Source organism: Pantoea sp. CFCC18177 (assembly GCF_059412425.1).
This window is the reverse complement of the sequence record NZ_JBNBPL010000003.1, coordinates 301,717-315,314: the sequence shown is the minus strand read 5'-3', so window position 1 is coordinate 315,314 and position 13,598 is coordinate 301,717. Positions and strand designations below refer to the sequence as shown.

The window sequence follows — 13,598 nt, the reverse complement described above, 5'->3', positions numbered from 1 at the left end:
TTATGACCGGGCAGAAAAAAGTATTATTCGAATCGACTGAGCACAAAAGTGTTACCTATGTGCCCGGTCTGATCTGTTACCCATGTGCCCGGTTGTACCTTAATGCGCACCAGCATACTTATTCAATGGGTTTATCCCCGGCGGGCATCTGGCCGGACTAAATCAAAGCGCAGATCTTCACTGATGCCGTAATAAGCCGAGGGGCCACCGGCACGCAGAATCGGTTGCGCCTTAGCCGTCTGGTAAATACCGTTCTCCAACAGTGACTCATCAATGTGAATCGCCACCACTTCGCCCAATACCAACCAACTCTCCAGCTCGGTTCCCTGCACATCTTGCAGACGAATCAGCTGGGTTAAACGGCACTCAAAATTCACCGGGCTCTCAGCCACCATACTGACATTCACATGTGAGGCGGCGAGGGGGGTTAATCCCGCCAGCGCAAACTCATCCTGTTCAGGTGGGACGGACGCGGAACTCTCGTTCATCGCTTCCGCCAGCGGGCGCGTCGCCAGATTCCAGACAAACTCTTTGCTCTCACTGATATTGCGTACGCTGTCTTTCCAGCCGCTGCTGGCGAAACCGATGATAGGCGGATGATAGTTAAAGCAGTTAAAGAAGCTATAGGGGGCCAGATTGCGTTGGCCGCTCGCGCTAAGGGAACTGACCCAACCAATAGGGCGCGGTCCGACAATGGCGTTCAAAGGGTCGTGCGGCAAGCCATGCCCGCTTCGTGGTTGATAAGTGTAACGTTGCCGCATTAGCGCTCCTGATTCGTCCTTCATACTTCGTACGACAGCGGCGTTGGCTGCGCGTGCGCACGCCAGTCACTGAAATCTGTAAGCGCCTGGGATACTCACACTTGCCGCCTTGCTGTAGCACGAATTCTTTTGGACTCAGTTTTGGGATAGTAGGTTTAAATTCAATGCAGAAAATCTTGTAGGCGGATTGTGCGATGCCGCCATCCAGCGTATCTTACGCCCGCGCTACTTTCCGGAGAAACTATGAACAAGCCAGCCGCTACCTCGCCATTCCATCCGCGTAATCGCCATCAGGGCCGTTATGATTTTGCCGCTCTGACCGCAGCCCATCCGCCGCTGGCGGTAAAAGTGCGTCCCAACGGCTATGGCGATCTGTCGGTGGATTTCGCCGATCCTGAAGCGGTTATGCTGCTGAACCAGGCGCTGATTAAGCTGTTCTACAACCTCAACTGGCAGTTGCCGGAAGGCTATCTCACCCCGCCGGTGCCGGGTCGTGCTGACTATATTCACGCCTTAGCCGACCTGCTGGCAGGCGATAATGGCGGCAAAATTCCGCGCGATTTAGATATCATGGATATCGGTTGCGGTGCCAACCTGATCTATCCGTTGATTGGTCACGCCGAGTACGGTTGGCGTTTTACCGGTACTGACATCACCGCCGAAGCAATTACTGCCGCCAACCAGATTGTCGCGAGTAATCCGGGTCTGCAGCGCGGTGTGCGTCTGCGCCGCCAGAAAAATGCCTCGGCAATTTTTGCCGGAGTGGTGCATAAAAACGAACGCTATCACGCGGTGCTGTGTAATCCCCCTTTCCACGCCTCAGCGCAGGAAGCGGCGATGGTTGGCCAGCGTAAAACGCGCAACCTTGGCTTAGGGAAAAACGCGCCGCTCAACTTTGGTGGCCAGCATAACGAGTTGTGGTGTGAAGGGGGCGAACGTCAATTCGTCGGCCAGATGATCGATGAAAGTGTCGCCTTCGCTGACCACATTGTCTGGTTCACCTCACTGGTTTCGCGCAAAGAGAACCTGCCAGCGCTGCGCGACCAACTGCGCGATCTTGATGCGTACGAAGTACGTATCATCGAGATGGCGCAAGGGCAGAAACAGAGTCGCTTTATTGCCTGGACCTTCCTGCCGCCAGCGGCTCGCGCGAAACGCATAGCACGCCACGGTTAGTCGAGCGGCAACGGGGTGTTGGGGAGTTAAGCTCGCCAAATAACGTCCGTTGCTACATCGGTGGCGGCAGCGCAGGCACACTGGCAGCAGAGGCCACATCACTGCCGGTTTGCATCACCTCTACCGTTTGATGCGGCGCTCTAATCCCCGCCGCATCAAAATGCTTCTTCACTTTATCATCCAGCGCAAACCGCACCGTCCACTGTTTCAACGGTTGGGTGGTAAACGACACGCGCACGGTAAAAGACTGATTGGTCAAACCAACTAAGCCTGAAAAGCTCGGTTCGCCGATCACCATGCCGCGAATATCTGGGTTATCCAGTAAATCTTTCACTGCCGCTTGCAGCGTGGCGTTAACACGCTCGGTATCCTCACTACGGTCCACATCATAGTTCGCTACAAAGGAGCCGATGCCGCGTACAAAGTTGGCGAAGGTGGTGATCGAAGACCACGGAATGATGTGATAGGCACCGGTATCCTGGCGCACGCCAACCGAGCGAATGGACATGCGTTCTACCGTGCCGGTAATCGGCCCAATCGTCACTAAATCGCCGGTATTCATGCCGTTCTCAAACTGAATAAAGATGCCGGTGATAATATCCTTCACCAGCGTCTGGGAACCGAATGACACCGCCAGCCCCAACGCACCGGCCCCCGCCAGCAGCGGCGCAATATTCACCCCCACTTCAGACAGCAAGATCATAATGGTGATGGTGCTGATTACCACGGCCAGCGCGTTTCGGAACAGCGTCAGCAGTGTGCGCGTACGCGCACTGGGCATCGGGCGACCGTGAGAATCTGAGGCCAGGCGGCTCTCAATCAAGCTGGCGAGTAACGTCCAGCCAATGGCGGAGAGCAGCAGGATCATCACGATGCGGATCAGCACATCAACCATCTTCTGCCCGGCACCGTAGGTCAGCCAGTGTGTGAGATCGAACAGATTCCAGGCGTTCAGTAAGAGCAGCAGAGTGGCAAACACGGTAATGACGCGAGCCAGTTTTAGCAGCGCTTTTACCCAGTCATTCACCCGTTTTTGCAACTCAGGATAATTGCGGCGCAGGTCGGGCGACAGCGTCAGGGTCTTACCAATCCAGCGCGTCAACATGCCAGAGATCAGCGCGGCGATGACAATGATCGCCATACTGCGCACCGTGGCAGACATCATAAATTTCAGGCTGTCGCCAGGATTGAAAATAGAGAACAGGAACAGGGCAATAAAGTAAGCACTCGCCAGCCAGTGCCACACCATACCGAAGGCGCGAATGAACAGGGCAAAGAAGCTCATGCTGCGATCGGCCAGGCGCGCCAACTCATCATGGATATTGCGTTTGTTGCGGAAAATCAACCACAGCGCCCAACCGGTCATGATGCACATGATCAGCACATTCACCAGCGCGCCGACCTGCATATTCACCTGGTTAGAGACAATCGGTACCACTACCAACAGTCCGTAACCAATGATGCCGCTCAACCAGCTCAGGCGCGTATTCCAGTAGGCGGCGCGAGCATCGGAAAGATGGAAGAAACGCAGGGTAGGGAAGCGGGGGCAGAAAATCAGGCGCAGCACCGCTTTGAAAAATTCAATCAGGGCAAACGCATTCAGAAACAGCCCTTGCTGATAGGCAATGGTGCGGTTGTTGTTGTGGTAGTTATCACTGATGATCTGGCCGATAAACAGCGTCAATGCCAGAAGCAGTAAATCGAGGATAAACGCAGATGCAATGGTGGCAGGCAGATGCAGCCATTTGCTGCGTTCAAGATTGTGATTACGTCCCCAGCGGCCCATGCGTTGCCAAATCGGGTACATCAACAGCCGAGTCAGCCAGTAGAAGGCAAACACGGCAGCGGCCAGCCCAACAAAATACTTCAGCGCATTAAAAAAGGTCTGCTGGTTAAACGCCTTATGCGGCGCATTCACAATGTTGTCATGCAATTGAACAAACTGTGAGGCCACTGCGCCGCCATATTCACGCGTCACGTTGGTGACACTCTCCAGCACAGTGGGATCTTCCTGATCGGCCTGCGGCGGTGCCAGTACCGGCTGCTCGTCCACTGCTTTACTGTTGGCAGCCTGGCGCAACTGATCAATCAGCTCCTGGCGGGAAGTGCTGTCTTCCAGAATATTAGCCAGTGCGGCATAGGCGGCTTTTTTATCTTCAATGGTGGGTTCGCTGTTAGCCGTGTTGCTGGCTGCGGGGGGTTGCGTTTGTTGAGCCGCAACGGCCGCCTGCGGCAGATTGACCGCGTTGGCGGCAGGCATGAGGAACAGACAGAGCAGCATCCACATGGCGAAGCGCCATAATGGGTGGGCAAACGACATGACTTTCTCCTTGAACAACGCTCAGCGGCACCAGAGAAAAAGTATAGTCAGCAATGGAAGGTGAAGATTCTGAAAGGAAAATTATCTAACAACACCCAAAGATAATAAAAAAGCCGCACAGCTAAGCTGATGCGGCTTTTTACTTACTGCATCGTTATCAGGAAACGTGCTGCAGGAACTCGCGCAGACGATCGCTCGGTGGGTTGGTAATCAACTCATCCGGGTTGCCATCTTCAGCGATGGTGCCTTTGTCGATAAAGATCAGACGTGAAGCCACTTTCTGTGCGAAACCGACTTCGTGCGTCACGATGACCATGGTCATGCCTTCTTCCGCCAGATCCTGCATAACCTTGAGCACTTCATGGCGCAGTTCGGGATCGAGGGCAGAGGTCGGCTCATCAAACAGCATCATCTTCGGTTTCACTGCCAGAGCACGGGCAATCGCCACGCGCTGCTGCTGTCCACCGGACAGCTCAGCCGGGAAGTGGTGTGCACGCTCAGCCAGGCCTACTTTGCCCAGCAGTTCACGTGCCAGCTTTTGCGCAGCGTCTTTCTTGGCACCGCGAACGCGAATAGGACCGAAGGCGACGTTATCCAGCGCACTCATCTGTGGGAACAGATGGAACTGCTGGAACACCATGCCAGCTTCCTGACGGATCAGGCGCTCGTCGACTTTAGGATCGTTGACCTTCATACCATCAACAATCAGGTCACCGGTGGTGATCTCTTCCAGCTTGTTGATGCAGCGCAGCAGGGTCGATTTACCCGAGCCTGATGGCCCGATAATCACCACCACTTCACCCTGATTAATCTTCAGATTGATGTCGTGCAGAACCTGAGTCTGGCCGAAGTTTTTAGAGACGTTTTTAAATTCAATCACAGGATTTTCACCCTTTTCTCAATACGGCGCAGCACAAAGCTCAACACCAGCGTAATAACCAGATAGATGATGGCAACAGCACTCCAGATCTCCAGCGCGCGGAAGTTTCCGGCGATGATCTCCTGGCCCTGACGGGTCAGTTCCGCCACACCAATCACGATAAACAGCGAGGTATCTTTGATACTCACAATCCACTGGTTGCCCAGCGGTGGCAGCATACGACGCAGCGCTAAAGGCATGATGACGTAGCGCAGGGTTTCACGACGTGATAAGCCCAGCGCCAGGCCCGCTTCACGGAAACCTTTGTTGATCGACAGCACCGCACCACGCGTAATTTCCGCGATATAGGCACCGGAGTTAATCATGATGGTCACCACCGCGGCGGTGAACGGATCGATACGCAAATCCGGGAAAGCCATCGGCAGCGCGAAGTAGATAAACATCACCTGCACCACGATAGGCGTGCCGCGAATCAGTTCGATAAAGACCAACGCGAGGTTGTTGGTCACCCAGCCGCCATATGCGCGGGCGAAACCGGCCACCAGGCCGATAATCAATCCGCCGACCAGGCCGAGTACGGAAATTATCAGGGTCATTTTGGCGCCTTGGATCAAAATCGGCAGGGCAGGCCAAATGACGCTCCAGTCAAACTCCATGGTGTCACTCCAGAATCAGTTGCAGTGGAAATATAAAAAGCAGGGAGAATAAGCTCCCTGCTACAAAAATCGGCTTAAGCCGGAATTATTTTGGTTCGCTGCCGAACCATTTTTTATAAATAGTATTGTAAGTGCCGTTGTCGCGCAGGGTTTTCAACGCGCCATTGATCTGGTTACGCAGCTCATCACTGCCCTTCGGCAGGGCGATACCGTACTGCTGAGCTTCGATTGATTCGCCAACCGCTTTAAAGCGACCTTTACCTGCAGTATGGATGAAGTACAGGATGTTTGGTGTGTCATGCAGCACGGCATCAGCACGGTTGGTGCCTAATTCCATGTAGGCGTTGTCGATGTTCGGGAACTGACGCAGATCTTTCGATTTGATGTGTGCTTTCGCGTAATCAACAGAACCGGTACCGCTCTTCACTGCAACCACTTTGCCGTTCAGATCGTCAATACCTTTAATGTTGTTTTCATTTTCACGCACCATCACCAGCAGACCACTTTTATAGTAGCCGTCTGAGAAGTCGATGGCCTTCTGACGCTCAGGTGTGATGGTGATACCGGCCAGTGCCACGTCAACGTTTTTGGTTTGCAGGGCTGGGATAATACCGCTGAAGTCCATTGGCTTCAGGGTGTAATCCAGCTTCAGCTCTTTAGCGATAGCGGCCCACAGGTCGATATCGAAGCCGACATAATCGTTGCCTTGTTTGAATTCAAACGGCACGAATGCGGTGTCAGTGGCGACAACCAGTTTCTTATCTGCTGCAGTGGAAGAAAGCGAGAAGGCCAGCGCCAGCGCGGCCACGGAGACTTTAATCAAAGACTTCATCATTATTTTCCTTATTACCCTTCAGACCTGATGGCCTGCTGTACGGCGTATCATATGAAAAAAGTATGCCAACTTTTCATTTTTATCGAAATCAGCAGGATGCAGGGCCGTGCTGAAGCGATTTTGCATACGATGAAAAGTTTGCACCTATTTGGGTCACCAATATGGTGCATTGTGCTGTTGTGGTGCGGGCACAGTGTGCACCAAGGGCATAGCAAGGGAAAGGCAGGATTAAGAAATTGTTAACGGCGTCAAAAAAAGCACCATGATGTTACAAATGTAAAAAAGGCGGGATAACCCGCCTTTAATGTTATACGTTATTCAATGTTGGATTCGATGAACCACAAGAACTTATCCAGATCGCGCGATGCGGCAGTAAAGATATCAGCGGTATCTTCATCGCTGACTTCGCTAATCGCCTTACGCGTATCGTTAGCCACAATTGCGTAACGGTCGGCCAACGCTTTCAGGTGATCTTGCACGCTATGAATATTTAGCGGATAGCTTTTCAGTGGCGTTTTATCGTTGACGATCTGGGTAGTACCTAAGGCGACGCCACCCAACTGCACCACACGCTCGGCGATGGTGTCCTGGTGATCGGCAATCGCGGTGCGGAAGCCATCCAGCATCTCATGCACGGCTATAAAGTTGGCGCCACGCATATTCCAGTGCGCCTGTTTGGTGATCAGCGACAGATCAATATATTCCACTACCAGACGGTTGAGCACCTCGATGGTCGCTTTCTTATCGCTATCAGCAACATCATTACGGGTGTAAATGAGATCAGACGATTTAGTTTTAACCAGTTTTGCGGTACTCATCATTAATATCCTCTAATTGATGGTTGTCCTAATCAAGCACGGGAATAAGTATAGCAGCAGTTTTTAGTTGTGCTGGATTGTTTAAACCGATGACAGGAATAGATAAACCTTAATGTTGCGCAGGGTTTTATCTTTTTTGGACTAATCCTTTAAATAACAATAAGTTGATATTGATGTTAATTATCTTTCAGTGATGTTGCAAAATAATAACAAATGCAGGGTAATGAATGAAAGGAATTGAATGAGAATGCTTATTTATTCAGCCTGAATGTTTCAGGCTGAATAAAGACGTTATTTACTGCGGGTTGTTTATATCCACTTCGTTTATTTTGGCTCGCTTTTGTTTCATGGTGAGTGTCGAACCCGCCGAAGCGGCAATAATCGCCAGTAAGGCGATCCACTGCTTTAAGGTCAGCAGTTCACCGAGGAAGAGCATGCCAGAGAGGGCGGCCATTGCCGGTTCCAGGCTCATCAGGGTGCCAAAGATACGTGCAGGCAGTCGCGTCAGCGCCATCATCTCCAGAGAATAGGGTATGGCGCTGGAAAGCAGGGCGATGATCAAGGCTAGCGGGAGTATTTCCCAGTGCCAGATGCCCGGTGCGGCAAAGGTCAGGCCGAGTGGCACAAAGATGATCGAGGCGATCAACGATCCCATTGCCACGGTGGCCGGGCCATGTTCTGCGCCAGCGCGTTGGCCCGCCAGGATATAGACGGCCCAACAAGCACCGGCGCCCACCGCGAGCAGTGCACCCAGCGGATCGATGTGACTGATGCCATCGCCAATCGGCAGCAAGAACCACAACCCTGTCACCGCCAGCAACACCCAGAGAAAATCCAGAGGCCGGCGTGCGCCCGCCAGTGCCAGCGTTAACGGGCCAAGAAATTCGAGGCCAACCGCCACACCAAGCGGCACGGTGCGGATGGACAAATAGAAAAGGTAGTTCATGCACCCCAGCGCCAGCCCATACATTAATAGCGGCTTGCGTTGAGCACGCGTAAAATGCAGGCGCCAGGGCTTAAAGATGATGCAGAGAATCAGGGTGCCCAGTCCCAGACGTAGCGCGGTGATGCCGGGTGCTCCCACGGTGGGGAACAACGATTTGGCAAGTGAGGCACCACCTTGCAGTGAAAGCATAGCGATAAGCAGTACGGCAATCGGGAACCATACCGGAGCCATTTTGGGGTTGGTCAGAGGCGCAGACATCCTGTAATCCATTCCTGTAGTGATTAACAACAAAGTAACAAAACGCCAGTTTAAAGGAATTCAGAGTAAATAAGGAGGCGCACATCAGGGAAATAAAATATCGCGACGGGATGAAAAGTAACCACTTTCAGGGCCATTTCAGTAAAGAAATGTCAGGTTTTTTTAGGAATATACTTAAAGGTATTATTTGTGACCCGAAATTAGATTGCAGAAATATGAAGGTTTTTATAAGTAAAATGAATGACATACGAAACTTCATTAACTTTCTGTTACACCAAACAATCTGTTAGACAACAAATACGGGGCAGAGTTTCTGGCTGATTTTTGTTATATTTTTAGCGTTGTCAGGAGAGAAGTATATTCACATTTGAGGTGGTTATGAAAAAAATTGCATGTCTTTCAGCACTGGCTTGCGTACTGGCAGTTTCTGCTGGTTCAGCCATGGCACAGAGCACCGTTTCTGCTGGCTACGCGCAGAGCGATTATCAAGGTGTTGCTAACAAAGCAAACGGCTTCAACCTGAAATACCGTTACGAAGACGGTACTAACCCACTGGGTTGGATCGGTTCTTTCACCTACACCGAGAAAGACCGTACTGACGCTGGCGTGTACAACAAAGGCCAGTACTACGGTATCACCGGTGGTCCTGCTTACCGTCTGAACGACTGGGCAAGCATCTACGGTGTTGTCGGTATCGGCTACGGCAAATACCAGGCAAACGACGCTGCTGCACAGTCTAAATCTGACACCAGCGACTACGGCTTCTCTTACGGCGCAGGTATGCAGTTCAACCCAATCCAGAACGTTGCTCTGGATGTTGGTTACGAGCAGAGCCGTATCCGCAGCGTAGACGTGGGCACCTGGATTGCTGGCGTGGGTTACAGCTTCTAAGTTTTTACTTATACCCTTCATCCTTCATCCTTCAAGTTGCAGGTGCGTTGGCTACGTGCATTCACCTCAGTCACTTACTTCAGTAAGCTCCTGAGGATTCATGCACTTGCCGCCTTCCTGAAACTCGAATTATTTTGGGTATAGACCAGAGTTGCACAAGAAACGGCCCAATGCGGGCCGTTTTTTTATGCCTACTGTTTGGCGGGAGGCAGTGTCGCGCGGATCTTTTTGACCTGGTCAGCCGTTACCGGTGCCGCTTTATTGCCCCATCCGTTGCGGATGAAGTTCGCGACATCAGCGACCTGCTGATCATCAAGACGCCAGGCGAAATCAGGCATCGTGAAACCGGTCGGCGCCTGCTGCGTAATCGCACGTTGGCCTCCTTTTAGAATCACACTGATCACCGAAGACGGGTCCTCACTCAGCAAGGCGGGATTGTGCGCCAGCGCCGGGAAGGTACTGGCATAGCCTTTGCCATCGGTGCGGTGACAGGCAGCACAGTTATCAACATACACCTGTGCGCCAGGTTGGCTGACATCCCCTTTAAACAGCGCTTGTGCCGTGGCATCGCTGGCCTGCGGAGCTGCGGTTTCATCTGCAGCAGGCAGTGAATTCAGGTAAACAGCAATCGCATTCAGATCCTCATCACTGAGGTATTGCGTACTGTGTGCGATGACATCGGTCATTGAACCAAACGCAGCACCCTGTTTATTGGCACCCGTTTTCAGGAAGGTGGCGATATCCTGCTGCGACCAGCTGCCAAGTCCTGCGGCTGGGCTGGCGGTAAGATCCGGTGCGTGCCAGCCTTCCAGCGTGCCGCCGGTCAGATAGCCTTTACCACTCTCATCCATGGCTTTTTCCTGGAAACCGATGCCGCGCGGCGTGTGGCAGGATCCACAGTGACCCAGCCCCTGCACCAGATAAGCACCGCGCTGCCACTGTTCCGATTTGCCCGCCACCGGTGCATAGGTGCTGTCATCGGCAAAGGTCCAGCGCCAGATCGCCAGCGGCCAACGCATGCTCAGTGGCCAGGGGATATCACTTTTGTGATTCTCCTGGCTAACCGGTTTAACGCCTTGCATAAAGTAGTCATACAAAGCGTGCATATCGCTGTCGCTGATTTTGGCATAGGACGGGAACGGCATCGCCGGATAGAGCGAGCTGCCATCTTTCGCCACGCCGCCACGCACCGCTTTTACGAAATCGTCGTAGCTATAGTCACCAATGCCGTGGGTTTTATCGGGGGTGATGTTAGTCGAGTAAATCGCGCCAATCGGCGTGCTCATTTTGAGTCCACCGGCGAACGGCTGACCGCCCGCCGCTGTGTGGCAGGCAGCGCAATCGCCCGCTTTCGCCAGATATTCACCCTGTTTAACCGAAGCTTCACTGGCCGCCAATGCCGCATGGCTTACCAGCGCGCCGCTCAGAGCGAGAAAAAGTGCGGAAAATTTCACTATGACGCTCCTTATCAGGCCTGAACCAGCGGGCCGGGGTTAGCAAGGTAGCGGCTGCGAATCGCATCCGCCGCGAACAGTGCGGTGGCACACACAATCCCGGTGGGGTTGTACGCCAGGTTTTGCGGGAAGCAGCAGGCACCGGTCACAAACAGATTCGGCACATCCCAACTCTGCAGATATTTGTTCACCACGCTGGTACGCGGATCGTCACCCATTACCGCACCACCCGTGGTGTGCGTGGATTGATAAGGACGCACATCGTAATGGCTGTTGAGTGTCTTGAATCCCACTTCGTAGTGCTTCGGATTCATCACCTTGACGATCTCTTCCGCTTTATCCTTGATGAAGTTGGTCATCTTCAGTTCGTTTTGCTGCCAGTCGAACGTCATGCGCAGCAGAGGCTGACCGTAGATATCACGGTAGGTGGGGTCAAGATCGAGATAGCACTGCTTGTAAGGCATCACGGAGCCGGATGAACCGACGTTCATGTTGTGCAGATAGTTATCTTTGATGGCCTGCTTCCAGCCTGAGCCCCAGCGTGGCGCATCTTTAGGAATGCCCATCTGCTGAATCGGGCGACCACCAGAGAAGGCGGCGGAGATGGTGGCACCGCCGACAAAGCCGACTTTACTGTGGTCAAAGTTCTCGGCGTTGAAATCGTCGATCACGGTTGAAGTAGCGCCGGTCGCGGCAAACGGATTGAACCAGTTGTCGTTGTCATAGAACAGCTTGATGCCACCGGTCATCTGATAGGCGTAGTTTCTGCCCACCACACCGTCACCGGTTTGCGGATCGTAAGGCTTGCCGATTTTCGACAACAGCAGCAGTCTTACATTATGCAGCTGGAAGGCGCTGAGGATCACCAGGTCGGCCGGTTGTTCCACTTCATTGCCCTGCGCATCGATATAGGTGACGCCCGTGGCTTTCTTGCCACTGCTGTCGGTATTCACGCGAATCACGTGTGCCTGAGTGCGCAGCTCGAAATTGCTAAAGGGTTTGAGCGCGGGGATGACGCAGCTCTGTGGTGAACCCTTAGAGTAGTTGAAGCAGCCAAAGCGTTCGCAGTAACCGCAGTAGTTACAGACGCCAAGTTGTACGTTGTAAGGGTTGGTCCAGGCTTCGGTACAGTTGGCCGCCGGGCATTCGAAGGGATGATATCCCAGCTGTTTCACTGCTTTGGAGAACAGCTCGCCGGCATACAGTGTTTCCAGCGGTTTGGTCGGGTAGCCATTTTTACGCGGGGATTCAAAAGGGTTACCGCCTTCGACTTTCTCACCCTTCAGGTTACCCACCTGACCGGCCGCGCCGCAGATTTTTTCGAACTTGTCGAAGTACGGCTCCATTTCATCATAGGTGAACGGATAATCCTGCACCGTCATGTCTTTAGGGATGAAATCCGCGCCGTATTTTTCAATCACGGTGCTGCGCATTTTCAGATCGGCTTCCAGGGGACGCCACAGCTGGCCATTCCAGTGGGTGCCTGCACCGCCCACACCATCACCGGGCAGGAAAGAACCAAAGCGGCGATAAGGCAGCGCGGTTTCCTGGGTGGTGTGGCGTACCGTGACCGTCTCTTTCGAGGCATTCTGGAACAGTTTTAGACGAATGCCGTAAGTGAGTTCATCCGCGATGCGCGGATAAGAGAAGTCAGGGTAGGTATCGCGATTTTCGCCGCGTTCCAGTGCCACAATATTCAAACCAGAGCTGGCCAGTTCCATCGCCATCAGCGAGCCGGTCCAGCCAAACCCGACGATCACGACATCGACGGGCGCTTTTTTTACTGCTGCCATTACACGCTCCTTTTGCTGGAAATACTGACTGGGCCAAGCGGATAGGGTTTATTCGGCTGTTGTACGGTATCGACGAAGTCCGCACGTGCACCGGGAAAACCAATCATTTTCCACGAGGCCAGCGTCTGGTTGCCGCCGTGAATCGGATCGGCGAGATAACCCTCTTTGGCGTTCTCCAGCAGTTGCTCGAAAAACAGCTTGCCGTGAATGGCATCGTTACGCAGTTTGTCGGCTTCCAGCGCGCGCAATACCTCTTCCTGCTGCGCGGTTTCCAGCTGATAAAAATCCTTCTGATACTGCTGCTGACAATGTTGGTCAGCCATCGCAATCCCTAAACGATAGGTATCGCGTGGGACTAAATGCGACTGGTAACCCATCTCTGGGATGGCATCGGCAAACGGGCCTTGCATGTACCACAGGCGTCCATAGCCGTAGGGCAGTTCCATTTGCTTATCAATAAACACCTGTACGCCTTCGCTCACGGCACCGGGGCCATTGGCATCGGCGGGGATCAGGCGATCCAACGCGGCGAGCAGGAATTTCCACTCTTTGTCATTGAAGTAGGCAGGAACATAGTCTGATAACACACCTTGCGGTTTGTCGGCAGCGGGGGAGGAGAGTGACACCACACCGGTACTGGCTGCGGCGGCGAGAGGAATGAGCGAGAGCGATTTTTGCAAAAATCGTCTCCGGCCCGATGGTTGCTCTTCAGGCTTTTTTAGTGACATTGCTGATCTTCCTTAAGAAAACCCACCCTGGGTTAGTTTTGTTATAAGTATGTAATTTTTTGTTATGAGGAGATTAATCAGC

At 53.0% G+C, this 13,598-nt stretch carries 12 protein-coding genes; 2 read left to right on the top strand and 10 right to left on the bottom strand.

The annotated features are described in order from the left end of the window. Nucleotides 1-131: 131 nt before the first annotated feature. On the bottom strand, nucleotides 132-761 hold the full coding sequence (locus tag ACPUC8_RS05565) for a flavin reductase family protein (protein ID WP_039336034.1): 630 nt from the start codon (nucleotides 759-761) through the stop codon (nucleotides 132-134). Nucleotides 762-1,004: 243 nt separating this feature from the next. On the opposite strand from ACPUC8_RS05565, the gene rlmF reads away from it, so the two are divergent. Beyond that, on the top strand, nucleotides 1,005-1,937 hold the full coding sequence (gene rlmF / locus ACPUC8_RS05560; protein WP_058972304.1) for a 23S rRNA (adenine(1618)-N(6))-methyltransferase RlmF: 933 nt from the start codon (nucleotides 1,005-1,007) through the stop codon (nucleotides 1,935-1,937). A gap of 52 nt (nucleotides 1,938-1,989) precedes the next feature. Here the strand turns inward: rlmF and ybiO are convergent, their stop codons facing one another. From ybiO to rhtA, 6 genes are all read right to left on the bottom strand, one after another. Then, a complete protein-coding gene (gene ybiO / locus ACPUC8_RS05555) occupies nucleotides 1,990-4,224 on the bottom strand; it encodes a mechanosensitive channel protein (RefSeq protein WP_494925717.1) in 2,235 nt (744 codons plus the stop codon). A 190-nt stretch (nucleotides 4,225-4,414) separates the two neighbouring features. Beyond that, a complete protein-coding gene (glnQ, locus tag ACPUC8_RS05550) occupies nucleotides 4,415-5,137 on the bottom strand; it encodes a glutamine ABC transporter ATP-binding protein GlnQ (protein ID WP_039336039.1) in 723 nt (240 codons plus the stop codon). Beyond that, nucleotides 5,134-5,793: a glutamine ABC transporter permease GlnP gene (glnP, locus tag ACPUC8_RS05545; protein WP_039336041.1), complete on the bottom strand. Its 660-nt coding sequence runs from the start codon at nucleotides 5,791-5,793 to the stop codon at nucleotides 5,134-5,136. The genes glnQ and glnP overlap by 4 nt, the downstream gene beginning before the upstream one ends. Nucleotides 5,794-5,878: 85 nt before the next feature. Beyond that, nucleotides 5,879-6,625, bottom strand: a complete 747-nt coding sequence (glnH, locus tag ACPUC8_RS05540) for a glutamine ABC transporter substrate-binding protein GlnH (protein ID WP_039336043.1) — start codon at nucleotides 6,623-6,625, stop codon at nucleotides 5,879-5,881. A 317-nt stretch (nucleotides 6,626-6,942) separates the two neighbouring features. Beyond that, nucleotides 6,943-7,446: a DNA starvation/stationary phase protection protein Dps gene (dps, locus tag ACPUC8_RS05535; RefSeq protein ID WP_039336045.1), complete on the bottom strand. Its 504-nt coding sequence runs from the start codon at nucleotides 7,444-7,446 to the stop codon at nucleotides 6,943-6,945. Nucleotides 7,447-7,741: 295 nt separating this feature from the next. Further along, nucleotides 7,742-8,650, bottom strand: a complete 909-nt coding sequence (rhtA, locus tag ACPUC8_RS05530) for a threonine/homoserine exporter RhtA (RefSeq protein ID WP_494925710.1) — start codon at nucleotides 8,648-8,650, stop codon at nucleotides 7,742-7,744. 378 nt (nucleotides 8,651-9,028) lie between these two features. Here rhtA and ompX point away from each other — a divergent pair, with 378 nt between their 5' ends. Beyond that, complete coding sequence (gene ompX / locus ACPUC8_RS05525) at nucleotides 9,029-9,541, top strand: outer membrane protein OmpX (RefSeq protein WP_039336051.1); 513 nt, start codon at nucleotides 9,029-9,031, stop codon at nucleotides 9,539-9,541. Nucleotides 9,542-9,732: 191 nt separating this feature from the next. Here the strand turns inward: ompX and ACPUC8_RS05520 are convergent, their stop codons facing one another. From ACPUC8_RS05520 to ACPUC8_RS05510, 3 genes are read right to left on the bottom strand one after another with little or no spacing between them, the layout of a single operon-like run. Then, complete coding sequence (locus ACPUC8_RS05520) at nucleotides 9,733-10,998, bottom strand: c-type cytochrome (RefSeq protein WP_494925716.1); 1,266 nt, start codon at nucleotides 10,996-10,998, stop codon at nucleotides 9,733-9,735. 11 nt (nucleotides 10,999-11,009) lie between these two features. Further along, nucleotides 11,010-12,788, bottom strand: coding sequence for a GMC family oxidoreductase (locus ACPUC8_RS05515; RefSeq protein ID WP_039336430.1), 1,779 nt, complete (start codon nucleotides 12,786-12,788; stop codon nucleotides 11,010-11,012). Further along, nucleotides 12,788-13,516, bottom strand: a complete 729-nt coding sequence (locus ACPUC8_RS05510; RefSeq protein ID WP_039336428.1) for a gluconate 2-dehydrogenase subunit 3 family protein — start codon at nucleotides 13,514-13,516, stop codon at nucleotides 12,788-12,790. Before ACPUC8_RS05510 ends, ACPUC8_RS05515 begins: the two co-directional genes overlap by 1 nt. Nucleotides 13,517-13,598 lie beyond the last annotated feature (82 nt).